This is a genomic window from Enterococcus sp. DIV0174, from assembly GCF_050529065.1.
Lineage (GTDB): Bacteria > Bacillota > Bacilli > Lactobacillales > Enterococcaceae > Enterococcus_B > Enterococcus_B thailandicus.
Map to the genome: position 1 here is coordinate 1,481,357 of NZ_CP172881.1, position 25,765 is coordinate 1,507,121.

General features: G+C 37.2%; 20 protein-coding genes. 3 read left to right on the forward strand and 17 right to left on the reverse strand.

Annotated features, from left to right (window positions below; translation table 11 throughout):
• Positions 1-388: 388 nt before the first annotated feature.
• The 4 genes from IGJ93_RS07045 to IGJ93_RS07060 form a co-directional block, all read right to left on the reverse strand.
• Positions 389-1,159, reverse strand: a complete 771-nt coding sequence (locus IGJ93_RS07045) for an ABC transporter ATP-binding protein (protein WP_067482215.1) — start codon at positions 1,157-1,159, stop codon at positions 389-391.
• Positions 1,160-2,044 carry an ABC transporter permease gene (locus IGJ93_RS07050; RefSeq protein ID WP_067482217.1) on the reverse strand — a complete coding sequence of 295 codons (885 nt, stop codon included), beginning with the start codon at positions 2,042-2,044 and terminating at the stop codon, positions 1,160-1,162. It abuts the gene before it with no gap.
• Complete coding sequence (trpX, locus tag IGJ93_RS07055) at positions 2,041-3,090, reverse strand: tryptophan ABC transporter substrate-binding protein (RefSeq protein WP_270345413.1); 1,050 nt, start codon at positions 3,088-3,090, stop codon at positions 2,041-2,043. Before trpX ends, IGJ93_RS07050 begins: the two co-directional genes overlap by 4 nt.
• A gap of 391 nt (positions 3,091-3,481) precedes the next feature.
• Positions 3,482-4,081, reverse strand: a complete 600-nt coding sequence (locus tag IGJ93_RS07060) for a hypothetical protein (protein WP_086270905.1) — start codon at positions 4,079-4,081, stop codon at positions 3,482-3,484.
• 253 nt (positions 4,082-4,334) lie between these two features.
• On the opposite strand from IGJ93_RS07060, the gene efbA reads away from it, so the two are divergent.
• Positions 4,335-6,038, forward strand: coding sequence for a fibronectin-binding protein EfbA (gene efbA / locus IGJ93_RS07065; protein ID WP_075491477.1), 1,704 nt, complete (start codon positions 4,335-4,337; stop codon positions 6,036-6,038).
• Positions 6,039-6,404: 366 nt separating this feature from the next.
• Here the strand turns inward: efbA and IGJ93_RS07070 are convergent, their stop codons facing one another.
• From IGJ93_RS07070 to IGJ93_RS07080, 3 genes are all read right to left on the reverse strand, one after another.
• A complete protein-coding gene (locus IGJ93_RS07070; RefSeq protein WP_430596889.1) occupies positions 6,405-10,286 on the reverse strand; it encodes a hypothetical protein in 3,882 nt (1,293 codons plus the stop codon).
• A gap of 52 nt (positions 10,287-10,338) precedes the next feature.
• A complete protein-coding gene (locus tag IGJ93_RS07075) occupies positions 10,339-10,866 on the reverse strand; it encodes a hypothetical protein (protein ID WP_086270903.1) in 528 nt (175 codons plus the stop codon).
• 93 nt (positions 10,867-10,959) lie between these two features.
• Positions 10,960-11,571, reverse strand: coding sequence for a hypothetical protein (locus IGJ93_RS07080; RefSeq protein WP_270345411.1), 612 nt, complete (start codon positions 11,569-11,571; stop codon positions 10,960-10,962).
• Positions 11,572-12,254: 683 nt separating this feature from the next.
• On the opposite strand from IGJ93_RS07080, the gene IGJ93_RS07085 reads away from it, so the two are divergent.
• Positions 12,255-13,712, forward strand: a complete 1,458-nt coding sequence (locus IGJ93_RS07085; RefSeq protein ID WP_430596890.1) for a helix-turn-helix domain-containing protein — start codon at positions 12,255-12,257, stop codon at positions 13,710-13,712.
• A gap of 367 nt (positions 13,713-14,079) precedes the next feature.
• On the opposite strand, the gene IGJ93_RS07090 is transcribed toward IGJ93_RS07085, so the two are convergent.
• The 4 genes from IGJ93_RS07090 to IGJ93_RS07105 form a co-directional block, all read right to left on the reverse strand.
• Positions 14,080-14,994, reverse strand: coding sequence for a LysR family transcriptional regulator (locus IGJ93_RS07090; RefSeq protein WP_067482233.1), 915 nt, complete (start codon positions 14,992-14,994; stop codon positions 14,080-14,082).
• Positions 14,991-15,695: a carbonic anhydrase family protein gene (locus IGJ93_RS07095; RefSeq protein WP_067482235.1), complete on the reverse strand. Its 705-nt coding sequence runs from the start codon at positions 15,693-15,695 to the stop codon at positions 14,991-14,993. The genes IGJ93_RS07090 and IGJ93_RS07095 overlap by 4 nt, the downstream gene beginning before the upstream one ends.
• 32 nt (positions 15,696-15,727) lie before the next feature.
• Positions 15,728-16,375 carry a YfbR-like 5'-deoxynucleotidase gene (locus tag IGJ93_RS07100; RefSeq protein ID WP_067482237.1) on the reverse strand — a complete coding sequence of 216 codons (648 nt, stop codon included), beginning with the start codon at positions 16,373-16,375 and terminating at the stop codon, positions 15,728-15,730.
• A 232-nt stretch (positions 16,376-16,607) separates the two neighbouring features.
• Positions 16,608-17,558, reverse strand: a complete 951-nt coding sequence (locus tag IGJ93_RS07105; RefSeq protein ID WP_270492636.1) for a ketopantoate reductase family protein — start codon at positions 17,556-17,558, stop codon at positions 16,608-16,610.
• 138 nt (positions 17,559-17,696) lie between these two features.
• Between IGJ93_RS07105 and IGJ93_RS07110 the strand changes: the two genes are divergently transcribed.
• Complete coding sequence (locus tag IGJ93_RS07110; RefSeq protein WP_086270901.1) at positions 17,697-18,221, forward strand: TetR family transcriptional regulator; 525 nt, start codon at positions 17,697-17,699, stop codon at positions 18,219-18,221.
• 52 nt (positions 18,222-18,273) lie between these two features.
• Here IGJ93_RS07110 and pyrE read toward each other — a convergent pair whose 3' ends face one another.
• The 6 genes from pyrE to IGJ93_RS07140 form a co-directional block, all read right to left on the reverse strand.
• Positions 18,274-18,903 (reverse strand): orotate phosphoribosyltransferase, encoded by a 630-nt coding sequence (pyrE, locus tag IGJ93_RS07115; RefSeq protein WP_071868956.1) that lies wholly within the window; start codon positions 18,901-18,903, stop codon positions 18,274-18,276.
• 5 nt (positions 18,904-18,908) lie between these two features.
• Positions 18,909-19,616, reverse strand: coding sequence for an orotidine-5'-phosphate decarboxylase (pyrF, locus tag IGJ93_RS07120; RefSeq protein ID WP_071868957.1), 708 nt, complete (start codon positions 19,614-19,616; stop codon positions 18,909-18,911).
• The gene (locus IGJ93_RS07125) at positions 19,613-20,545 is read right to left on the reverse strand and encodes a dihydroorotate dehydrogenase (protein WP_067482246.1); all 933 of its coding nucleotides are present in this window, start codon (positions 20,543-20,545) and stop codon (positions 19,613-19,615) included. Before IGJ93_RS07125 ends, pyrF begins: the two co-directional genes overlap by 4 nt.
• Positions 20,542-21,315 carry a dihydroorotate dehydrogenase electron transfer subunit gene (locus tag IGJ93_RS07130; RefSeq protein ID WP_067482248.1) on the reverse strand — a complete coding sequence of 258 codons (774 nt, stop codon included), beginning with the start codon at positions 21,313-21,315 and terminating at the stop codon, positions 20,542-20,544. The genes IGJ93_RS07125 and IGJ93_RS07130 overlap by 4 nt, the downstream gene beginning before the upstream one ends.
• A 180-nt stretch (positions 21,316-21,495) precedes the next feature.
• Positions 21,496-24,681, reverse strand: a complete 3,186-nt coding sequence (gene carB / locus IGJ93_RS07135; RefSeq protein WP_086270900.1) for a carbamoyl-phosphate synthase large subunit — start codon at positions 24,679-24,681, stop codon at positions 21,496-21,498.
• A gap of 2 nt (positions 24,682-24,683) precedes the next feature.
• A complete protein-coding gene (locus tag IGJ93_RS07140; protein WP_067482251.1) occupies positions 24,684-25,760 on the reverse strand; it encodes a carbamoyl phosphate synthase small subunit in 1,077 nt (358 codons plus the stop codon).
• Between the last annotated feature and the right edge of the window lie 5 nt (positions 25,761-25,765).

Genomic DNA, 25,765 nt, shown 5'->3' on the forward strand with positions numbered 1-25,765 from the left:
CCACCTAGTGTTTTCGTACTAAACAAAAAGTACAGTAAACGACTACGTGGCAAGATGTCTTGAACTATTCACAAAACGTAAAGCATCTCATGAAACTTATTTAATTTTCACTCAAAGTATAACCTCACGAAACGCCTAAACTGTCTTAGATTGTACTAAGTATAGGACGAATGAAAGGAGCTTGTCAATTCCTTTTTCATTCTACTTCGCCAGCTAAAAAGAGGTAAGGATAGATAGAAGTCCTTACCTCTTTCTTTTGATTGTATCCGATTCAACCAGAAGAAAACGTCCACAAGTTGGAGACACGACTCAATGTTGCGCAAACATTGGCGAAGACATTCGCAACACTCTTGCTTGGTTCTCAATACTACTCATTTTTTTACCTTTTTTAATCAAGAACTTCCTCAAAAAATTGTAATAAATCACTCATTGATAAGTTTTGTTTTTCTTGTGCATTCAAATCTTGAACAATTCGTCCCTTTTGTAAAACAATCAATCGGTTTCCATAATTTAATGCATCTTCCATTCGATGAGTAATCATCAAACAAGTTAATTTTTGTTCCGTGATTCGGCGGTTGGTTAGTTCCATTAATGATTTCGCTGTTTTAGGATCTAAAGCCGCTGTGTGTTCGTCTAACAGCAATAGTTCTGGTACTCGAATCGTTGCCATCAATAAACTTAACGCTTGGCGCTGTCCGCCAGAAAGTTCACCTGCTGGCGTATCTAAATGTGTTTCCAATCCATTTCCGACTTCTTGACACAGTTGGTAGAAAAATTCTTTTTGTTTTTTTAAATTTCTCAGGTGTAAAGGACGCTTTTGTCCACGTTTTTGTGCTAACAATAAATTTTCAGCAACAGTCATTCGCGGCGCTGTTCCCATTTTAGGATCTTGAAACACACGTGCCAGAAACGCTGCACGTTTTTCTTCGGAATCTTTCGTAATCACTCGATCTTTAAACAAAATACTGCCTTGAGAAAGTTGCAGTGTCCCCGCAATTGTATTGAATAGCGTGCTTTTACCTGCCCCATTTCCGCCTAAGACAGTAATAAAATCTCCTTCATTGATTGAGAGGTTGATATCTTCAAGTAAAACTTTATTTTCATTCAGTCCATTATTCACAACTTTTTTTCCATTTTGGATGGTTAAGATTGCTGTCATTTATTTTGCCTCCTTCTCAAAGCCCGTTTTTAGATTCAGCGCTTTTTTCACTTGCGGAATCATCAAACAAAACGCAAGAATGATTGCTGAGAATAGTTTCAAGTAAGTTGTATCAAAACCTAATTTAATAACGATCAAAATCAATAATTGATAAATAATACTACCAACAACAATAGCAATCAACCGTTCCGCCAATGTTAACTCTTGAAAAATCACTTCGCCAATAATGATCGAAGCAAGACCTATAACGATTACACCAATTCCCTTATTTACATCTGCATAACCATCATTTTGAGCAATTAATGCACCAGAAAGAGCTATCACCCCATTTGATAACGTTAACCCCAAAATTTTCATTCGATCTGTTTTAATTCCCAAAGAACGTGCCATCGTTTCATTATCCCCTGTTGCAATGTATCCTTGACCTAAATCTGTATTGAAGAAAAACAACAGAATAGAAATAATCACACCTAACGCAATTAAACCTAACAAAACTGTATCAAAATAATTTGGTAGTTGAAGTCTTTGGAAACTATCTTGTAAAATGGGCCGATTCAATAAAGAAAGGTTAGGTGTTTTCATCACATATAGAATCACTGAATTCAAACCAGACATTACTAGAATTCCAGCAAGGATAACGGGAATCTTTCCTTTTGTATAAAGCAAACCAGTTACCAAGCCGGCTACCATTCCTGCTCCTACTCCTAAAAGTGTAGCAAAAATCGGTGCTACCCCATTCGTAATCGCAGTCACACAAACGGCTGCACCCAACGGAAATGACCCTTCTGTTGTCATATCAGGAAAATCAAGAATTCGATAAGTCATAAAAATGCCCAAACCCAAAATGGCCCAAAGCATTCCTTGTGAAATAGATGAGACGATCATTTGTCTTCCTCCTTTGAACTTTCAGTTGATTTTGTTGACTCCTGTGTCACACTTTTAGCCTTTTCTTTTACCTCTTCAGGAATCGTGACACCTAAGCGAGCTGCTTGCTCTTGATTGATGATAATATCACCTTTATCAAAGGTATAAACAGGTGTCGTAGCTGCTTCATTTTTTCCTAGTGCAAGTTTTGCAGCCATTTTGCCACTTTGAACACCTAATTGGTATTGATTGATCCCAATTGTTGCCAGACCACCTTGTTCAACCATTGTATCAACTGATGGAATAACAGGAATTTGTTCTTTGTTTGCTTCCTTGATAACTGTTTGCATCGCATTGGCAATCGTGTTGTCCAAAGGAATATAGATCACATCAACAGATTGACTCATGACTTGAACTGTTTGTGCAATCTCATTTGTTGAAGGTACTGCATATTTTGTCACTGTCAAACCAGCTTCTTTTGCAGCAGCTTCCGCTTGCGCAACTTGATATTTAGAATTATCTTCCGATGACGCATAAAGAATTCCGATTCTTTTGGCTTGTGGTAGTAAGGTTGTAGCTAATTGGATTTGAGCACTGACAGGCGGCTGATCAGAAACACCGGTCACATTTTTTCCCGGCTTATCTAAGGACTCAACTAATCCTGCCCCAACTGGATCTGTTACAGCGCCTAGCACCACTGGAATCTCACTTGTAGTATTTGCTAATGCTTGTGCTGCAGGTGTTGCGATTCCAATTAGTGCCGCTGGATTTGCTTGAACAAGTTGTTGGCTCATCGTCGCTAATTTGCTTTGATCGGCTTGACCATTTTGAAAGTTTATTTTAAGATTTTTTCCTTCAACCAATCCTTCTTCTTTCAACCCATCCTTGATTCCGCGATAAATTTCATCTAATGCTGGATGACTGACATATTGTAAAACACCGATTTCTTTTACTTCCGTTGTTGCTGGAGCTGCACTTTTCGTCTCAGCCATTTTTTCGTAAACGAAACTACCAATCAAGTAGATTCCCAGTAGCGCTACGACCGCTATCAATCGTTTATTTTTCATTTTTTTCCTCCTGTTAATAACTAGTTATTTTTGCTATGAACGATAACAATGTTTTAATAAATTGTTTTATATTAAGCAAACCCAACAAAAAAGGACAATTCCTTTTACGGTATTGTCCTTAGTGCACAAAAAACCGCATAGAAGTCTCTATGCGGTAGTCAAATTTCTTGTCTAGCATAGATACAAACTTTAGATTGTTCTCTAAAAAGTCGTATCTATGGGAAAGTTCGCCATCAATACAACTCATCTACGCCAGTTATGCCATGCTTTATTGTTTCCTAGTAAAGTTTGGTTTGATAAGTTCATTGTGGTTCACCCTTTCGTCAAATAATTGATTTAAGTCTAATCGAATTTTTTTTATTCGTCAATAGAAATATTTGCATTGTGCAAATTATTGTGTTGAGTCTGTTGTCATTTCAAGTTCAAGTTTTTTAATATTTGCTAATGGAAGGCGATTCAACTCCGGTACTAATTCTTTTGAAACATCCGTGATTCCTTCCTTACCGATAACGACTCGGTTCGTCTCCTTACCGCCATCAAAAAAAATAAATGTGATTTGTTCCCTGTTGATCCCGTACTCTTTTTCTTCCTCAGCAACGTCATAAACGAGAGGATAAAAATAAATTTGACGATTCAACTCTTCCATTTTCTTTGAATCATTAAAAATAGACAAGACTTGTTCATAGGTTTCACCTTTTGGCACGCAAAACATGACTGATATCGCTTTGCTATCAGCAATTGTTTGCTTGGCATTACTGTAATCAAACCCTTTGACTTTATCAGAGGTGATCGTTGAATACACCAAACTATCTACTTGATCTGCTTTGATTTTTTCAGGTAAAAAAATCATTGAGCCTGCTAACAACAGTGATAAAAAAAGTAAGCCACCTGCACGCCAAAAATATTTGATTGGATTTTCAGCAAACGCGTCACCAAATTGCGTCCAGCTTTCTTGGATTTTTTCTTTTATTTCTCCCCAAATAATAAACACCTCGCTTTTTCCTCCGATGTTGTTTGTTCATTTTCTTTATTATACCTATAAATTAGCACTTTGACGAAAAAAATTGCGTCTCCCTCAGAAATTTTTACTATTTATGCAAAATATAGATTCTTTTCACTGATGAATCACTAGAAACTTGTACGTAAATAGACTAGCGCTTTACTGGCACATTACGCCACTATTGGTTTTTATACTTGTTTTTCGTTATAATGAAACTAATTACGAAAAGAAAAGAGGAAGCATTATGTCCTTTGACGGTGTTTTTACCCACGCAATGGTTAGTGAGTTGCGTGATACCTTATTATCTGGTCGAATTTCCAAAATTCACCAACCTTATGAAAATGAAATTATTTTAGTTATTCGCTCGCGCGGAGCCAATCATCGTTTGTTATTATCCGCTCATCCTAGCTATGCGCGAATTCAGATTACGCAAATTGATTATCAGAATCCTGACACCCCCCCTAACTTTGTAATGATGCTAAGAAAACATCTGGATGGTGCTTTGTTAGAAAAAATCGAACAAGTTGAAAATGACCGTGTCATTCATTTTCATTTTACAAAACGAGATGAGCTGGGCGACTTACAAAATATTGTTTTGATTGTTGAACTGATGGGTCGTCATAGCACAATTGTACTGGTCAATCGGGAAAGCGGAAAAATCTTAGATGCAATCAAACACATCGGAAGCTCTCAAAATACTTATCGATCGCTGATTCCTGGTGTTACGTATGTTGCTCCACCAAAACAAGAACAATTAAATCCATTTTCAGCAGAAAAAGAAAAAATCTTTCAACGTCTTTCCCAATTAGAACTGACACCAAAAATTTTACAGCAAAATTTCCAAGGTCTTGGTTTTGATACAGCACAAGAATTAACAAGTCGCTTGACAGAACAACCTAATGAAAAAATGGCTGTTTGGGAAAACTTTTTCCATGAGTTGAATGATAAACTTTCCCCTACGCTTTATGAAGCAAAAAATAAAGACTTCTTTACCCCCATTTCCTATCAATCAATTGCAAAAACTGCTGATCAAATAACAAACTACTCAACCTTGAGCACGTTGCTTGACGGTTTTTATCATGACAAAGCAGAGAAAGACCGTGCCAAACAGCAAGGTAGCGAATTGATTCGAAAAATGGAAAACGAGCGTAAACGAAATCAAAATAAATTAAAAAAACGAGAACAAACACTAAAAGATTCTGAAAATGCTGAAGATTTTCGTCGCAATGGTGAACTGTTGACCACTTTTATGACTCAAGTCCCACGTGGCGCAACAGAAGTCACGTTACCGAATTACTACGAAGCAGATCAACCTCTGACCATTAAGCTTGATCCTGCATTAACACCTAACCAAAACGCACAGAAGTATTTCCACCGTTATCAAAAGCTAAAGAATGCCGTTAAACTAATTGGCCAACAAATCCAAGAAGCCAAAGACGAAATTCAGTATCTCGATTCTGTCTTAGCTCAACTTGAAATTGCAGGTCCAATGGATATCGAAGCAATCAAAGAAGAATTAACTGATCAAGGGTACTTTAAAAAGAAATCTGCTAAAAAACAAAAGAAAAAGAAACCTTCTCAACCAGATGTTTACTTTGCTGAAGACGGTACTCAAATTCTGGTAGGAAAAAATAATTTACAAAATGATTTACTAACAATGAAAACTGCTAAAAAATCAGATTACTGGCTCCATGCAAAAAACATCCCAGGTTCACACGTGATTATCAAAAGTAACGAGCCATCTGATGAGACGATTACTCAAGCAGCAGAATTAGCTGCTTACTTCTCAAAATATCGTCATTCAGCGCAAGTTCCTGTAGATTTGGTTCAAGTAAAACATATTCGTAAACCAAATGGCTCCAAACCTGGATTCGTTATTTATGAAAATCAGAAAACGATTATCGTGACCCCTGTTGAAGAAATAATTTTACAAATGAAAAAACAATAAGAGTTAATCAATCATTGTCATGTCTTTAACCGATTCATGATAATTGCGAAAAAAACAATTTTTTCAAAACAAAAAAGGTGCCTTCAAATTTCCTATTTGGGAAATTGATGGCACCTTTTTACTTATGTGCTAGGTTCATATGGTCTGTAAGCACAACTTGCTACACCAAGTATCGCATCTTGAAGAAACAGATGCATACGATGCTTGTTTTCGTCACAATGAACCTAAAAAATAGCTATATGTTAGTAGCAGATGTTCTCGCTTGTTTTTTATAAAAATAGACAAAAGAAGCTGACTATCTACTTATTACCTTTAAGACCTGTTTTCATTGCAATATCTTTACTTTTTAAACATCTTATACATGATTTACGGAGTCGGTTTAAATCTCAAATGCATAGTGGATGAAGATTTTGATAGATCAGTTTGCTCTTTAACGGATCCCTCAAAGTCTATTGTCTTTATTTCGTTAAAGCCTAGAACTCCTAACGATTCTGATTTTTGTAATCCTTTCTCATTTTCATAAAGGACAATTTTTTTATTATTCGAAATGAGATTCAGGGCTAACTCTTTTCCTTTTAAATTCTCGTCGGCAGCAAACTGTTCAATCTTGACTTCGACAGATACAGTTGAATTGTTTTCCATTTTGTAAACAGGTGAAATGATTTTTTCTTCGTCTGAACCAAAATTCATTTTTGTTGGTATTGTTAGGTTGATTTCAGATGTATCGATCTGAGTAACGATGCCACCCGGAACCTCGATTGAAGCTTCTGGAATATCTTGCTCGACTGAACTTTCATTTGTTGCTTTTCCTGTTACTTTAACTACTGGATTCTGATTCAACACAGCATCTGTCACTTTTACTTTTACTTGATAAGTAAAAGTTTTACCAGGTGCTAGCTCATCAATACTCACATTTTGTTCACTACGTGTCACGACTTCCAATCCATCTGGTAACTCAATTGAAAGATTTCCTGACTTAAGTGACGCAACGGAGCTATTATTCGTTAGCGTATAAACATAAAGTAATTCATCACCAACATTGGTTTCTTCCTCACTTCTTGACAGGTTTTCAACAGTTAGATCTGCAGCCAGCGTTAACTTCGGTGCTTTGACGATAAACGGTACCGTGTGGCTATATGCAAATGTTTTCCCGCTCTTCAACGTTTCGACAACGCTGATTACAGCCATACTTCCACCAAGTTTAGAGGTGTCTGGATACATTTCGAATTCTTTCACTGACAGTTCATTATAGTTTTCTGTCGAAAGAAATTCATTGATTCGTTGATCCAGTTCTGCTTCTGTCGTCCCTTGTTCAATTTCTTGCACTTGTGGTTTCAACCAATTGACGTGTAATAAAGAATAACCATTTGGTGTCAATTCATAGAAAGCTTCCGTATACCCTTCTGCTTCTTTTACTAAGGTTTCATCCCGGCTAATATATGTTTCTGCCCCATTAAGTTGTAAAGTTGGTTTATCTCTATGTGCAGCTGAAGCTGATAGCACGTCACCGTATTGTGCACCGCTTGCTTGTAATTGCTGGTTCCAGTTATCTGACAAATTTTCAGGCGTTTGGTACACAGTATCTGTTTGTAAGGAACAAACTAGTTCCGTCATTGAACCACGATAAATATTGACTAATGGGCGTAGTGTTAATTTGCTTTTTGGTGTTCCTGGTGTTGCGCTCAATTTGGGCATGCCACCCTCATCCAGCAAACTAAGACCAATATTCGGGTCGCTTCCTATGACAATGCTATTCTCATAGAGTACAGTGTAGTCAACTTTGACATCTACAGAAACTTGATAAGTTGGGCTTGTGACACGAACAGTTGCTTGATGCTGACCAACAGTTGTCCCGCTAATTGGTTCACCAACCCATTCAAATGTTAATTGATCTGCTGATTCAGGACTGGCAGTCACATCAACATAATCTTTAGCTGTGCCAGATAACGTTGTCCCTAAAGAAATGTCAGCAATTTGTTTAGCAGAAACATTTAAGTCGCTTAGTACGTTAAAGGTCACTTCATATTCATAAGTATGAGTGATACCTTCGATTGTTTCTTCCACTAAGACTTTCCCTGTGGTTTTTCCTGCTTGTGAACGATCTGGATATTGCGTGATTTGGGTCACTTTCAAGCCATTCCCGCTCATCCCAAGAAAGTCAATCAAATCACCTGCTTGTTTATCTAACTCTGCATTGGTGGTTTTGGTCGTGATTGTTGTTTCTTTTGCTTCCAACCGATTCAAACGATACGGGATAAAACCATCAGCCGTTACTGCAAAATAAACGCTTCCTTCATCCATGTCTGAATATTGAGTATTGCTACCATTCTTAATGTAAGAATTTCGCCATTGTTCCTTATGCCATATTTGGACGACATCTCCCAGTTGAACATACTGCTGTGCGTTCGTTCCAAAGCTACTGACTACTTCATTCGTTGTGATTTCACCATTGAATCCTTTATAGTATGTGCTACTTAATTGGTCAATTCTTCCGGTTCCTCTTAGTAACGTGATTAACTGATAAGTCATTCCTTTATGATACTCATGGATACCGTTACTTCTATAATTTTTGTTTTCTCCAAAGTTAGAGCGAATATAATAAGAGTTGCCTATTTTATGAAGTGTATATGCACCACTTGTCCCATTATCATACCCTCGAAGCTGAATGGTATTTCCCCACGACATTTTGATTGGCACTTGTAAATAAGTCACCGCACCACTTGACTTGCGGGTGATTTTCACACCAATTTTGTCTGTGACCGTCATATTATCGAAGCTAGGAACTGAGTTGACTTCCGCTGTGTAGTCGGAAGCATTGATTGCTGTTCCGTCTTCTAAACGTACGTTAGTAATCATTTTTGAAACAGCGGGGATTTCACCTGACCATGTTCCAAGCTCGATCGTTTGTTCAACCACATCTGCCCAGATTTGTCGATCATCTGTTACATTAAAGGTCACTTCATATTCGTAGTTTAGCTTGACTCCGCCAATGGTTTCCTCGACTAAAACTTTCCCTGTCGATTTTCCTGGCTTCGATCTGTCTGGGTATTGCGTAATCTTAGAAACTTTCAATCCATTTCCAGTCATTCCGAGAAAATCAATCAGTTCATCCTTCTTCTGATCCAGCTCTTCATTCGTTGTGCTCATTAAAATCGTTGACTCTTTGACTTCTAATTGATTTAAGCGATAAGGAACAAAACCATCAGCAGTGATTGCGAAATACGTGCTGTCTTCGTCCTTAGTTGAGTACGCAATTTTTTTCTCATCTTTCGTATAGAAATTTCGTTTTTGTTCTCTATGCCAGATTTTGACGACATCACCTAGTTGAACAGATTGTTGCCCATCTGTTCCAAAATCTTCTACCACATCTCTGGCAGTATTAGTACCTTTTGTTTCTTTGTAGTAGATGTTACTCAACTGATCGATGTTGCCCAATCCTCTTAACAAAGTAATTGAGTGATAAGGTGTACTAAGATAACTATTGTCCACGCCTGTACCACGATAGAAATCGGTTTCCCCATAATTCGAACGGATATAGTAAGAGCCATCTTTCTGACGCAAGGTATATGCACCTGCGGTATAATCACTTAACCCTCGAAGCTGGATGGTACTCGCCCATTTCATCTTGATTGGCACCCATAATGTAATTGATTGGTTATTGGATTTTCGTGTCAGTGAAAGTTGAATATGGCTTTCTGATGCCTCCATTGAATCAAACTTGGGAGCTGCGACAATATATGCCTCTACGTCAGAAGCATCAATAGCCGATCCATCATCCAATGTTACATTTTTGTACATTTTGGTGATATCAAGCTCCACTTTCTGTGTCCCCAAAATAATCTCTTGTTCGACAGCTTCTGCAATAATTGTCCTATCATCTTTTGATTCAGCATACTTATTGGCAGAGTCATTGGTAGAGTCAACTTCCATATTATTTTCATTTTCAGTTGACTGTCTTTCAGAAGATGTAGCAGAGTGTGAAGTATCTTCGTTTTCTACTTGATTACTTTCTTCGTTCAAGCTGACTTTTTCTTGACTTTGGATTGCCTCTGTTGTTTCTTCAGACTCTATTTGGTCCTCACCTGATTTAACTGGTACAGGTTCTTCTTCAGTTTGAATTGGTTCTAGACTTTTATTTTTTTCTTGTGCCCATACTGCTGAACTGCCGGCATTGATGATTTGAGAAAAATTTCCGAACAGAACAGAGCCTAGCATGAAACAAATAATTATTTTAGATTTATTTTTCATCTTCTATCTCCCCAGTTCTTCACCACCATTCCTAACTATGAAATCTCTTCCGTTAGCTGACATACAGAACGGCATCAATAGTCGATTGATTAATCTGTTTTTCCTCATCAAAAATCGTATAGATAATCATTACTTCATGACTACCTTCCGACAGACTTTTTTTCAGCTTTACTTCAGATAGTTGGCGATTTGTGGGAATCAAACCAGATTTATATAGTTGTTCATTCCCCTCTTTCAATAAGTACTCCACTTGAATACTGTACGCATTTGTTGGCTTATTTTTCACTGCAAGTTGGGCAACATTCGTTTCTTTAGAGACTGAAATCTCATGCTTCAAGTTAATATTGATCTTGTCTTTATCTACTTCTGACTGCATGAATTTCAACATCTGTTCATCGCTCATCACTTCAAGACCTGTTTCTAACTCAGGCAACCCACTAATTACTCTGGGCTCCGTAAAAAAACGATCCTTCAGAAAGTATGCTGTCATACCTGATGCTAAAAGGAGGATTACTAAAAATAGTAAGACAATTAATTTTCTTTTCCTTTTTTGTTCTTCTTGATTATTGATATTATCCATATGTAACGCTCCTTAATCATGAATAAAAGAGAGAAAAAAATCTTTTATCTCTTTAATTACGTTTCCTCATAAAGGACTCTTACAACAGTATGCTTACTTGATAGCAGTAAAATGTAGACCCATTTGATATTCAGGACGTAATGCAGCATCACCACTTGCTGGAAAATAACTTGGATCAACAGAACCTACGAATGTAAATGTATCAACTGCATCTGTTCCAAGTGAAGTTAAATAGGTTTTCTTAGACAACATTTGACCTGTCTTTTTGTGTAATGCAACTTCAGCACCATTGGAAGCTTTTATTGACAAATCTTGCTTAACATCCACTGCATTTTTTGAAGCAAAATTAGCCACCGCAATACTCAACTTAGTTGTAGTCGAATTATTTTCAATTTTATAGATTGGTGAAATAATACTAGCCGTCGGTGCACCCTGGCCATCTACGCTATTAGCGTATAAAACTTTTGTAGGAATCGTAACATTAATAGCTGATGGATCTTCAGGATCAGTTGGTGACCCTGGATCTGTTTCATCCCATTCACCGATCCAACCATTTACAGCTACATCTCCAGTTTCGACACCGTCGACAACTTGTGGTGTATCACTAGGATCAATATCTCCACTAGTCCATGCACTTACATTTGTTGGTGCAAAAGCAACTACTCCTCCAAGAATCAAAGTACTTACTAACAACTTTTTAATCATTCTAAATCGCCTCTTTCCTCTTTTCTTTAGAACCTTCTTTACTGTTTCAGTTACATAACGGTTGGCTTGGTTAAGTAGTCGTTCTTTTATCGATCTTTGTCTACAAATAAAAGAAACGTGTAAATAGAATTAAGCCTCCAATTTTAAAAATGTCACATAACAAATAACAAGTAGGTTCAATAAAAATTCTATCATCTTATCTGACAAATGAGACAATACAAATCAAGTAGAGCGGTAGACTAAAATTGTATATGCAACTACTACAAATAAATATTTTTCTCATTTTATGGAAAAATGATACTTGGAAAACAAGCTGAATCAATCAAAAAGTATGCTTTTTTGACTAGACGATTCCTAAAGAAAAGAAGTACTATTGTATTGTGAGATAACATTAAATAAAACAAGTATATAAGTTAAGCCATCTTTTTACTTTGAAGATGTTCTTAAAGAAATGTTTTTCTATAAAATATACACGGTATAATCAGTCTGATAAATAAGCTAAATTAATAACGATAATGATACAAAATGTATCAATTTACCTGTAACAACCATTTTTCACAGTTCAACATTCAATAAAAGAGCATTATTTATAGGTTTCTATCTCACCGTAAAAACGATAGATATCTTTAGGCATCGTTCTTCTCTTATCAAATAGAAATATCAAAATAGAAACGAGGCATACTATGATTATTTCAAATCATTTTGAGCGTGAACTCATTATTTTACACATAATACTTACTAATAAAAGTACTACCTTGACGCTTCTATCAGAAGAAATAGCTATTCCAAAATTAACGATCAAGGGTGATATCCTTAAATTGAACAACTACTTCGTTGAGCATACTAAAAATGAAAATGATCTTATTATTTCAAATAATCAAGGCATCATCTCGATAAACCCAATGTTTTCAGATAATATCATCACTTATTTTTATCAGCTAAAACTTGCACTCTCCAATAACTCTACTCTTTTTAGGCTCTGTGTCTTATTGCTTACAAATTACAGTATTTCAAAGCAACAAATTCTCGATCATTTATTTATCTCGGAAGCATATTTACTGAAACTCTGTTCACAATTGAATGGTTATCTTTCTCAATTTGATTTATCTGTCAACAGTACAAATCAAATCTACTCTCTTAAAGGAAACGAAATTTGTCTTCGCATGTTTTCATATACAATCTTGCAAGATAATTTTCAAGGAATGGAGTGGCCATTTGATTCCACAACGCCAATCGTAAATTTTGATAATAGTAATTCTGCAATTTCTTTAACCAAAAATCATGCATTGTATTTATTTAGCGAAATAGTGCAACAACGCTTTTTAAATGATAACTTTCTAGTTATTGACCCTGATGATTCGCTCTATGACCTACTGAAACTTTTACAAGAGAGCTACGATGTAACCAAACTATTTAATAAAAGTCCGTTTGAAAATCTTTCAGAAAATGTAGCAGATTCAGAGAAGCTATATCTCAACTTTTTCGCAAGAATTTTTCTGTCCGATTTGATCTCCTCGGAAGCAAAAATTAATTTAGGAAGAAAATTCCAAGAATTTGATCACCCTGCTTGTCGACTAGCAAATGAAATATATTCAAAATTTTCAAATGTTTTCTTGGAACCTATCAGTGCTAACGAAAACGGTATCTATTTGTATTATTTAACGATTTTCAATATTCTCTATTCTATGATTGGTGACAAGTACGTTCTTTTCTTAGAATTGATGATTCCTGTTCCACACTTAAGTATTAATAAAACTGATGATTATATGAATCGCATCAAAAAAGAAATCGCTGAACTTTTTGAAGATAAATCACTAGAAAATTATATTGCCGCATTGCTTTACACTGTTTCTTCTTTTAAAAAAAGTACCACCCTAAAATTATATATTCAAATGTCCAAAGTTTTTACAGCCGTATACGTTATTGAGAAACGTATCCAAACAATTTTCAACACCAACAATATTGTCTTTACAAATAATTTTTCCGAAGCTGATATCGTAATCACAGATAGTTTTGAAAAAAAATCAACTGACCAAATACTTTTCTACCTGGATTCCATCAACAACTCGAACAGGTGGATAGATCTTATTTCGCTCATCCAACAAAAATTTATAGAAAAAATTGATGATAGAAAGAAGTAGTAGCCATTTCTATAAGCTATATGATTTGTAAAAATAGGAATTTAACAGGAGAATTATGTTTCTATCTGTTAATACTTAACATGATTCAATCATCATCACCTTGTATGGACTAAGCTGTTCAACCTCTTTCATTGTTATATACTCTAAACAACTGACTTTTAACGAGACTAAAGAGATTTTTAATAGAATTTTTTACTATCAACCCACCTACCCGTTACATTCACACGATCTAAGAATGTAACTGGGGCTAAAGACATAATAAAAAAGCAACTTCAAATGTAGCGAGCGTCCAAGGTTAGACTAGCAATCTAACTTTGGGCGCTCGCTTTCGGAAATTGAAGTTACTTTTTTTATAATGATAACTAACTTATTTTTTATTTGCTAATTCACTTGTTAGTATATCCGTTAAACCTTGAATAAATCGCTGTGCTTCTACACTCAACGTACGTTTACCAGAATGAATGACGCAGAGTTGATTTGGTTGACTATCTGCTAATGGAATAAGTTTGATTTGATCTTTGATACCACCAATAACAATTCCAGATCCAGAAGCATAAGCATCTGTTTCTAGTACTAAGTTCATCAGTGTCCCACGATCACTGGTATAAACAACTGATTCTTGTGCAGGTATCTCAATCAGATCTTCGTAAAAATAAGGAAAATTATTGCCATCTTGAGTAAAGCGTACTTGAGGGTAAGCTAACAATTCTTTTCTATGGATTTTCGTCTGTTTTGCTAGTGGATGTCCTTGTCTCAAAAAAATATGTGTAGAGAACGTATGAATCGTTCTGGCAACTAGCTCACCTTGCTGTAAATAGCGCATGATTCCAGCTTGGTTTTTTTCGTTCATGTATAGCACGCCTACTTCACTATGCTGTTCTCTCACTTCTTCAATCACTTTTGCAGTAGTCGTTTCCATGATTCTGAATTGTTTGATTTCTTGATTGAATTCTGCCATCATTTTGGCAATCAGTGGCCCTAAAAAATCATAGTGTTGAGAAGCCACAGAAAACATTTCGCGTGTTTCACTTGTTTGATAATAACTTTCAAGTGATTCTAATTGAACCAAAATTTTTTCTGCACGTTGCAAGAAATCTTGTCCTGCTTCTGTTAAATACGCGCCTCGATTTGTACGAGTAAATAAACTGATTCCTAATTCAGTTTCTAATTCTTTGATTCCGGTAGACAAGCTAGGTTGCGAAACGAATAACTTCTTAGCAGCCTCTCGAAAGCTACCATTATTCGCAACAGCAATCACATACTTCATTTGTTGGATATTCATGTATTTGACTCCTCAAAATAGTCAATTTTCCGATCATTAAGTGCTTGTAGCGGACGATTATTAGGCTGCGCATACTGTCCTTTAAATGGAGTCAGGAAGTCTTGATTTAACTGCCCAACTTGATCCATAACAAACCACTGAATAGGGCCTGCAGTTGGGGGTGTCGTTAATGAGCCAACATAATGATAGTGGCTCTTCTTTTCAGGGAAAAATACGATTGGATTCATCCAATGTTCATGCGCTGCTAAGTCCCAGCGTTCTTCGTGATTCCGATCATAAAACCAGCCATCCTCATGTCGCAACTCATACATAACTCCAACAACCAAGTTTTCTTGACGCTGATTCGTATGGACAAAATGAAATTCAATGTCTTCGTGTTTTCCATTGATAATATGCTCAGAAGGCAGATGGAAGTGGATATCTGTCAAATAAAATTCTTCACCTTGATATTTGACATAACTGATTTGGTCAAATGGTACTAAGTGGATCGTGTTTTTAAATTCTTTATCTGTGAATTTTTGACATTGATAATGGAAAGAAATCGTTTCTTTCACATCACTTACTTCTTGGCAAGTAACAAGTGGAATAGGTGATTGCAAAGAAAATTCTGCTCCTTTTGCAAACCAATCACATAAACTTGCCCAGTGCTCTGGCCCTCGCTCTCCCGAGTAGCCCCATTCAACATCCATATTTTTTTTCAACGCTTACGTCCTCCTGAGTCTTTCCATAAAAGTTAGTTCGTTCGTTTCTTTCTTTGTAAAGCGGCAGAAATATCTGCTAGAAACTCTTCTTTTCCGAAAAATTCTTGGTTCAATAGTTCTGGAAAAATAAAATCAAAGAAATAATTTACACTTGCTCGATGATCGAATTCTTTAATTGTTAAAATCGATTCAATAAACATTTCTCGGTAAACTTTTTCAGGATTATTTTTGCTGATTTCATCAAATGATTCATACAGCAAATCTACTTTATCCGCGATTGCTAGCAATTCTCCTTCAATCGTGTCATCTTTTCCTTCAAATAGGCGACGACGATAAATTTCTTGAAATTCTTCTGGGATTTCTTGATTAATAAATTCATCAGTCATTTTTTCTTCAACTGTTTGTAACATCCCTCGTAGTTCTTTATTTGCATATTTCACAGGTGTTTTGATGTCACCAATAAAGCGTTCTGTATAATCATGATTCAAAGATTTTTCATATAACAGTTTCCAATCAATCGTCTGTCCATTAGCTTCTTCAATATCGCCTAAAACTTGTGCAATTGATGCTACTCGAAACGAATGTGCCGCCACCGTGTGTTCTGTGTGCTTGAAGAAGCCAGGCGCACGAATAATTTTTTCTAAATTATTTAATCCTAAAAGGTATTCATTTAAGCCCATATTGCCATCTCTCCTCCATACTTTTCCAACAATCATAGCATTTACTCTTCGCATCATGCAATTACAAAGAACTAGATTTGCTGCTTTTTAATTTTTATTTAGCACAAATTCCACAAAAAATACTTGCACGAATAATTTTTCAATGAGTTAGCCGAGTTAAAGAATTAGTTGCAATTTTTTATTAATTTTTTTCTTTTTTATTGAGTCGTTTCCACTTTTCGGAATAAATATATCAAAACTTTTTGATAACACTCTTTCGCTCGTTCACTTGAGCAGTGATTTTAATTAATTGATCAAGATTCGGTGTTTTTGTTCCCGTTTCTTTTTTAAGCCGTTCAAAGGAACAAATAATCAACTCGATTTCTGTATAACTTCCCTGAGCTGATGCCATCAATGGTGTAGCATACATTAGTCTCAAACCAATTTTCGTCAAAAATTCATTTTGCAATAAATTTTTCTGAATCTTCGGCACAATCGGATATCCGTTTTCTTCTAAGACAGTAAACGCTTCTTTAAATGCTGAAGCCGTTATGGAAAATAAGCGAGTTAATTCTTGTTTATTTTTCATTTTTTTTCGATAAATAAGATCTAAGCTATTCAGCACCATAATCAATGCGGCATGGCTTTTCAGCCAGTCAGGTAAAGTTGGATCTGATTGCCATTGATAATTTGTTCGAGCAAAGACTTGATTCAAAAGCTGAGTCATTTCAAAATCATTGGAGTCAAGGTTGATTTTCATTTTACCTCCGTTGAAACGTAAAATTGTGATTAAGTTACTTTCCCTTGTTCCACCAGTATTTTGAAAACCAAAAAAGACTTGCTTAGCTGGATTTTTTTGAACGATTTTTTCTTTTAATAATTCTGGATTCATTTGATTGCCAACAAAAATCACTCGCTGACTGTGATTCCTAGCAATCGGTTCAATCACAGAATCAAAATCATTGTATTTCATTGTGACAAAAATCAAATCATACTTATCTGTTGGGTCTAGCTTTGAAATTATTTTGATTATATCCACTGTTCTTTTCTTCTGAATAACATGTTTTAATTCAAGCCCATTTGTTTCTAAATGCTCCTTCGTCTTTCCTCTGGCAAGTATCGTTACTTCATTCTCTTTATTTTTCGCAAGAATATGTGCAAGATAGCTTCCTTGAATACCTGCACCATAAATTAATAGTTTCATTTTTTCTCCTTTTATGAACACCTGTTTATAATTCAACGAACATCCAGTATAATAAACAGACCAAAGTCAGCAATCAATCATCAAAAATGACAATCTGTTGATTAACGAACAAATCACTTAACATGACAGGAGAATCACATGGATCGACGAGTGCGTAAAACACAAACAGCTATTCAAACAGCTTTTTTCCAATTGCTAAAAAAGCAAGACATCGAACGAGTAAAAGTCAGCGAGATTTGTGAACTAGCAGATATCAATCGCGGGACATTTTACTTAAATTACTTAGATAAATATGATCTTTTAGAAAAAATGATCCAACAATCAATTCAAGAACTAGTTACTTATTGTCAAACAGAAACAGCGGAAACAGACAATCTACTAATAAAAACTTTTCAATTCATCGTAGAGAACCAGGAAACGTATCGAATGTTGATTGCTTCTGATAAGCATGGTCTATTTACAGATTACCTAAAACAACATATCTTGACTTTTACAGCAACAAACGATCAAGCACAAACAACGGAAGCGATTTTTATTGCAAATGGAATCGTGGGTGTCTTGAATCATTATTTGTCTTCTCGTGAAGCTTCAATTGAATCGTTGTATGAAATCAAGCCCATTATTGAACGATTTCAGTTACCGTCAAACTTAGCAAAATACTAATGATACTATAAAAGACGACAACACTATGAAAATAGTTGTTATCGTCTTTTTGTTATACATTCCAGTTTTCTGGATCTTTTTTCCAACTTTTCAGTAAATTTAATTCTTCTTCATTGATGTAGTTTGCTTCACGTGCTGTTTCAATTAATGTTGAATAGTTAGTCAACGTGACCAAAGGCATTTTCGCCTGAGCAAAATTAGTTAATCCTTTGGGTAGCTCATAAGTAAAGATTGCTGCTACACCTTGCACATCAGCACCTTCACGTGTTGCTGCTTCACAAGCTTCTAACACACTGCCACCAGTTGAGATCAAATCTTCAATGACAACCATTTTTTGACCTTCAAAAATCCGACCTTCAATTTGATTTCCTTTTCCATGATCTTTCGCTTTGCTGCGAATATAAACCATTGGTAAATCAAGGATATCTGCAACCCAAGCAGCATGAGGGATACCTGCTGTGGCTGTTCCAGCAATTACTTCGACTTCTGGAAACTCTTCTTTAATCTTTTTGGCTAAACCATTTGCTATTTCCCGACGAACCTTAGGATAACTCATCGTGATACGATTATCACAATAAATTGGGCTTTTCAATCCACTTGCCCAAGTAAATGGTTGTGTTGGGTTCAAAAATACTGCTTCAATTTCTAATAAGTCTTTTGCAATTAATTTTTCGACAGTCATTCGTGTTAGCTCCATTCGTTTTTTATTGTTTGGTAAGCTTCGTAAGGATTTTCTGCTTGTGTAATTGGGCGCCCAACTACAATGAAAGTTGCTCCAATTTCTCTTGCTCGTCCGGGAGTTACCACTCGCGTTTGATCACCGATGTCTGCTCCTTGTGGTCGGATGCCTGGTGTTAAGCAGACAAATTCAGAATTTGTAGCATCTTTGATTTTAGTTACTTCCAGTGCTGAAGAAACTACGCCATCTAATCCTGCTACTTGTGCACAAGTAGCGTAATGGATCACACTTTCTTCTAAAGGAACTTCAATCAGCTGATCATGATGCATCTCTTCTTCACTTGTCGAAGTCAACTGAGTAATTGCTAATAATAAGGGTCGTTGTTTTCCTTCCGGTGTTCCTGATGCTAAACCACGCATCGCAGCCTCCATCATTCGGATTCCTCCGGCGGCATGTACACAAGTGATATCAACGCCTAACTTTGCTAAGCCACGCATTGCTTTTTCAACTGTATTCGGAATATCATGTAATTTCAAATCTAAAAATACATCATGTCCTGATTCTTTCAGCCAACGGACAATCGCTGGCCCTTCTTGATAAAAGAGTTCCATCCCAATTTTAACAAACAACTTTTCCTCCTCAGGAAATAATTGTAAAAATTGTTCTACTTCGTTTCGGTTTGAAAAATCTAAGGCAATAATCGGTCGCTGATTCATTGTTGACGCTCCTCTCTAACTTCTTGAATAAGTTGTTCCAATGATGCGATACCTAACTCAGCCATTCGCTGAGGTAAAGCATCAATCAATTTTGGGCAAACGTAGGGATCTGTAAAATTGGCGGTTCCAACTGCGACTGCACTTGCACCCGCCATAATCATTTCTAATACATCATCAACCGTCTGAACACCACCCATACCAATAATTGGTAGCTTAGAGACGCCTGCGACTTGATGGATTAAGCGAATCGCAACTGGTTTGATTGCGGGACCTGATAGACCACCTGTTTGATTCGCTAAAATCGGTTTTCTTGTCTTTAAATCAATGCGCATTCCTAAGAGTGTGTTAATCATAGTAAACCCGTCTGCTCCACCTGCTTCAATTGCTAAAGCGATAGGAACGATATCAGTAACGTTGGGCGATAATTTGACATAGATTGGAACCTTAGCAACTTTCTTTACCGCCTGTGTTAGTTGAAAAGCGACATCAGGATCTGTTCCAAACGCAATACCTCCGTGCTTCACGTTGGGGCAAGAGATGTTTAATTCGATTGCCTTCACATTAGGCGCATCACCAATTTTACCGCAGACTTCCACATAGTCTTCTTCGCATGCGCCTGCCACATTGGCAATGATTGGCAAATCAGGATATTTTTCTAATTCAGGTAATAACTCATTCATCACGGTTTCTAGTCCGGGATTTTGTAAGCCGATTGCATTTAGCATACCTGAAGGGGTTTCAGCAACACGAGGTGTCGGGTTACCAAATCTGGCTTGTGGTGTCGTTGCTTTAACCATGATTGAACCTAATTGATTCAAATCATAGTACTGTCCATATTCTTTTCCAAAACCAAAACAGCCGCTAGCAGGCATGATTGGATTTTTTAAATCAAGTCCTGGTATTTTTACTGCTAATGATGGTTGTGTCATAGAATCACCTCTCCTGCTTTGAAAATCGGACCTTCATCACAGACTTTCACACTTTTCGTTTCATCTTCTGCCTTGTGGCATACACAAGCATAGCAAGCACCGATTCCACATGCCATGCGTGATTCTAAAGAAAGCTGGACATTAGGATGATCGTGGAAAAAGTGCTCGACCGCCTTAAGCATTCCATTCGCACCACAAGCAAACACTGCGTCTGGTTTTTTATTTTCTTCTGCTAACAAAAGATTACCAACATTTCCTTGGACGCCTGCCGAGCCATCATCTGTAGCAATTTTTGTTTCTCCAAGTTGTTGGAACTTTTCTTCATAGTACATAACATCTGCTGATGCAAAACCTAAAAAGTGCTTGACTTTGACACCTTTTGCTTTTAGTTGATGAGATAATTCATATAATGGTGGAATCCCGATACCACCGCCAACGATGAATGCACAATCTCCAGCTTTTAATCCCGTTAAATCAAACCCATTTCCTAGTGGTCCCATCACATCCAGCGTATCACCTGTAGTCAACGTTGAAAATAATTTAGTTCCGTCACCTTCTACACGATAAATGATTCGACAAGTATTCGTACTTGGATCGATTTTATTTAAACTAATTGGTCTACGTAATAACAAGTCTGCTCTAGGAACACGGATATGAATAAATTGACCCGGACGCTTCATCTCTTGAACTAATTCACCCTTTAGTGTCAGTTCAAAAATTCGTGGTGCTAACTGATTTTGTTGAATGATTTCCATAACTTCTTGTTTCATATCCACACTCCTATACTTATCGACTTTGTTAAAACTCATTGATGAAGCCGTTTTTTATACTCAACCTATTTTTCCATAAAACAGCTCCTCAGAGCAACTCACAACTAGTCAGAACCAGCTAAAAGGATTCTGTTACTTGTCAGTTACTTCAGCGGAGCTAAGTGAATGATGCGAACCTTTTTAAATTGCTTTTGTTGAAAACGCACGTGATTCCATCACTCGAACGATTGCAGCTGCTGTATCAAGTGAAGTAAAGAGTGGTACACCATGTTCAACTGATTCACGTCGGATAATAAAGCCATCTTTTGACGCATTCCCACGGTCTTTATCAATCGTATTCACAACTACTTGTGCTTTTCCTGTTCGAATGATATCGACAACGTTTTCCTCTGTTGTTGTTTCTGAAATTTTCGCTACTGTCGTAACAATTAACCCGTTGTTACGGAAAAATTCAGCTGTATGTTTCGTACCTAGCAAACTGTAACCAATCTCTGCAAAGCGTTTAGCTAAGCCCAATGCTTCTTCTTTTGTTTCGTCTGCAATCGTAAAGAGGACTGCACCATAATCTGGCAGATTTAACCCAGCAGCTCGAAAGGCTTTATACAAAGCTTTGTCTAAGTTTCGATCGGAGCCCATGACTTCACCAGTTGATTTCATTTCAGGCCCTAAGTACGTGTCAACCTTTTGTAGCTTCGTGAATGAAAAGACAGGTGCTTTTACATGGACATCTTCGGTTTCAGGATAAAGACCTGTTTCATAACCTAATTCCCGCAAACTTTGGCCCAAAATGGCTTTGGTTGCTACTTGTGCCATTGGAATCCCAGTTACTTTACTTAAAAATGGTACAGTACGGCTCGCACGGGGATTGACTTCGATCACATAGACTTTTTCCTCATGGATCACAAATTGGATATTCATCATTCCAATACAGTTTAGTCCTAAAGCTAATCGTTTCGTGTAATCTTCAATTGTCGATTTAATCTCTTCTGATAATGTTTGTGGTGGGTATACCGCCATTGAGTCACCTGAATGGACCCCCGCACGCTCAATATGTTCCATGATTCCAGGAATCAAGACAGTTTCTCCATCACAGATCGCATCAACTTCGCATTCACCGCCCACTAAGTAGCGGTCAATCAAAACAGGATGTTCAGGCGAGGCTTTCACGGCATGCTCCATATAATCCTCTAGGTCACGCTGATTTTCTACGATTTCCATTGCCCGTCCGCCAAGCACATAACTTGGACGAACTAAGACAGGATAACCAATCATCGTTGCAATTTTTACAGCTTCTTCTTTACTTGTTGCTGTATCTCCTAGTGGCTGTGGAATCTTTAGTTCTTGCAACGCTTGTTCAAATAAATCACGGTTTTCTGCTCGATCCAAATCCTCAATCGTCGTTCCTAAAATTTTCACACCAGCTTTGGCTAACGGCTCACCTAAATTGATTGCCGTTTGTCCGCCAAACTGAACGATAACGCCAATTGGTTGTTCTAGCTCAATCACATTCATCGCATCTTCAAAAGTCAGTGGTTCAAAGTACAACTTATCTGAAACTGAGAAATCTGTGGAAACTGTTTCTGGATTACTATTCATAATGATTGCTTCATAACCTGCTTGTTGGATTGCTTTTACTGAATGAACCGTCGCATAGTCGAACTCCACCCCTTGACCAATTCGAATTGGTCCAGAACCAAGTACCAACACAGATGGTTTTTCTGAGCGACTACTTTCATTTTCAAATTCATATGAGCTATAAAAATAAGGCGTATTTGATTCAAATTCAGCTGCACAAGTATCTACCATTTTGTAGACTGGCAATAACTGATTTTCTTTTCGAAGTTCACGAATTTTTTCTGGCGTTGTTTGCCATAATTGTGCAATCTTTTTGTCTGTAAATCCGTTTTTCTTTGCTAATTTCAACAGCCTTAAATTGGAAGGCTCTGCTTGTAATTGGGTTTCGATTTCAATAATATGGAGTAATTTATCTAAGAAGAATAAGTCAATCTTTGTTAACTCAGCTATTTCCTCAATTGGATAGCCTCGGCGTAACGCCTCCGCAACATAAAACAGACGATCGTCTTGTGCTCGAACCATTTTTTCAGTTAGCTGGTCTTCATTCACATTTGCCAATTCAGGAAGCTCAAGATGATGTGTGCCGATTTCAAGAGAGCGAACGGCTTTTAGTAACGACTCTTCGATATTTCGTCCAATTGCCATGACTTCACCCGTTGCTTTCATTTGTGTTCCCAGTATACGTTCCCCATTTTCAAATTTATCAAATGGCCAACGTGGGATTTTTGCAACGACATAGTCTAACGCTGGTTCGAATTCTGCATAAGTTGTTCCAGTTACTGGATTTTTCATTTCATCTAAAGTCAAGCCCAACGCGATTTTAGCCGCTAATTTTGCAATTGGATAGCCGGTTGCTTTACTTGCTAGTGCCGAAGATCGTGAAACACGTGGATTTACTTCAATCACATAATAATTAAAGCTATGAGGGTCAAGGGCAAGCTGAACGTTACAACCACCTTCGATTTTCAACGCACGAATAATTGAAAGTGACGCATCACGCAATGTTTGATATTCGTGATCAGATAGCGTTTGACTTGGTGCAAAAACAATGGAATCTCCTGTGTGGATACCTACTGGATCAAAGTTCTCCATATTACAAACAACAATCGCATTATCAGCTGAGTCACGCATCACTTCGTACTCGATTTCTTTATATCCAGCAATACTGCGCTCAATCAAGCATTGCGTAACAGGCGATAAACTCAGCCCATTTTCTGCAGTGATTCGCAATTCTTCTTCATTTTCACACATTCCACCACCTGTACCTCCAAGGGTGAATGCAGGTCGAACAATAATCGGATAACCAATTTGATTCGCAAAAGCGACGGCATCTTCGACCGTAGTCACGATTTCTGATTCGGGAATTGGCTGATTTAAGTCTTCCATCAATTTTTTGAACAAATCTCGATCTTCTGCTTGGTCGATTGCAGAAAGCTTCGTACCCAGAAGTTCAATCTGAAGTTCATCCAAAATTCCTGACTCAGCTAGTTCCATCGCCATGTTTAAACCCGTTTGGCCACCTAAAGTTGGAAGCAGTGCATCTGGACGTTCTTTTCTTAAAATGCGTGAAACAAACTCTAATGTTATTGGCTCGATGTAGACTTGATCCGCAATTTCTTGATCTGTCATAATCGTTGCAGGATTTGAGTTGACTAAAACAACTTCATAGCCTTCTTCTTTAAGTGCAAGACAAGCTTGCGTTCCAGCATAATCAAATTCGGCCGCTTGACCGATAATGATTGGTCCTGAGCCAATCACCATGATTTTTTTGATATCTGTCCGTTTTGGCATTCTTATTGCTCCCTTCCTGCATCCATCATTTCCATAAATTCATCAAATAAGTGTAGTGCATCGTGTGGTCCTGGTGCTGCATCAGGGTGAAATTGCACACTAAAAGCAGGGTAATCGCGATGGCGAATCCCTTCCACTGTTCCATCGTTCACTTCAATATGAGTGACCATTAGTTTATTCGGATCAATTGTGTTTTCATCAACTGCGTATCCGTGGTTTTGTGAAGTAAAGTCAATTCTCCCCGTCGCAATTTCTCGTACGGGATGATTTAATCCTCGATGACCAAATTTCATCTTATACGTGTCTGCACCATTAGCTAGTGCAAACAATTGGTGACCTAAACAAATACCAAAAATCGGTACTTTTCCTTGAATTTCTTGAATCATCTTGATTGCTTCAGGCACATCTTTGGGATCTCCCGGTCCATTTGTCAGCATCACGCCATCGGGTGCAAGTTCGAGAATCGTTTTTGCTTCTGTGTTATAAGGCATGACTGTTAAGTTACAATTTCGTTTGCTTAATTCACGTAAGATGCTATGTTTCAAGCCAAAATCAATTACAACTACATTTCGCCCTGTGCCAGGACTTGGATAAGGTTTGTTGGTCGACACTTGTTGGACTTGATTCGTTGCTAAAACAGTCGCTTTTAATTGATCAAATGCATGTTCAAAACTATCACCTGCATCAACAATACTTGCTTTCATCGTCCCAACTTCGCGAATTTTACGGGTTAAAGCTCTTGTATCAATTCCCGAAATCCCTGGGATCCCTTTTTGTTTCAAAAAAGCATCTAACGTCATCTGATTGCGCCAGTTTGAAGCCACTCGCGCATGTTCCTTCACTACAACACCCTTACAAGTCGGCGAAATCGACTCGTAATCATCTCGGTTCACGCCATAATTTCCAACCATTGGATACGTAAAAGTAATGATTTGACCATTAAAGCTTTGATCTGTAATCGTTTCTTGGTAACCAGTCATACTTGTTGTAAAAACAATTTCACCAAAAACATTTGCATCTGCTCCAAAGGCTTGCCCTTCAAATACAGTCCCATCTTCTAAAATCAGTAATCGATCCATCCTGC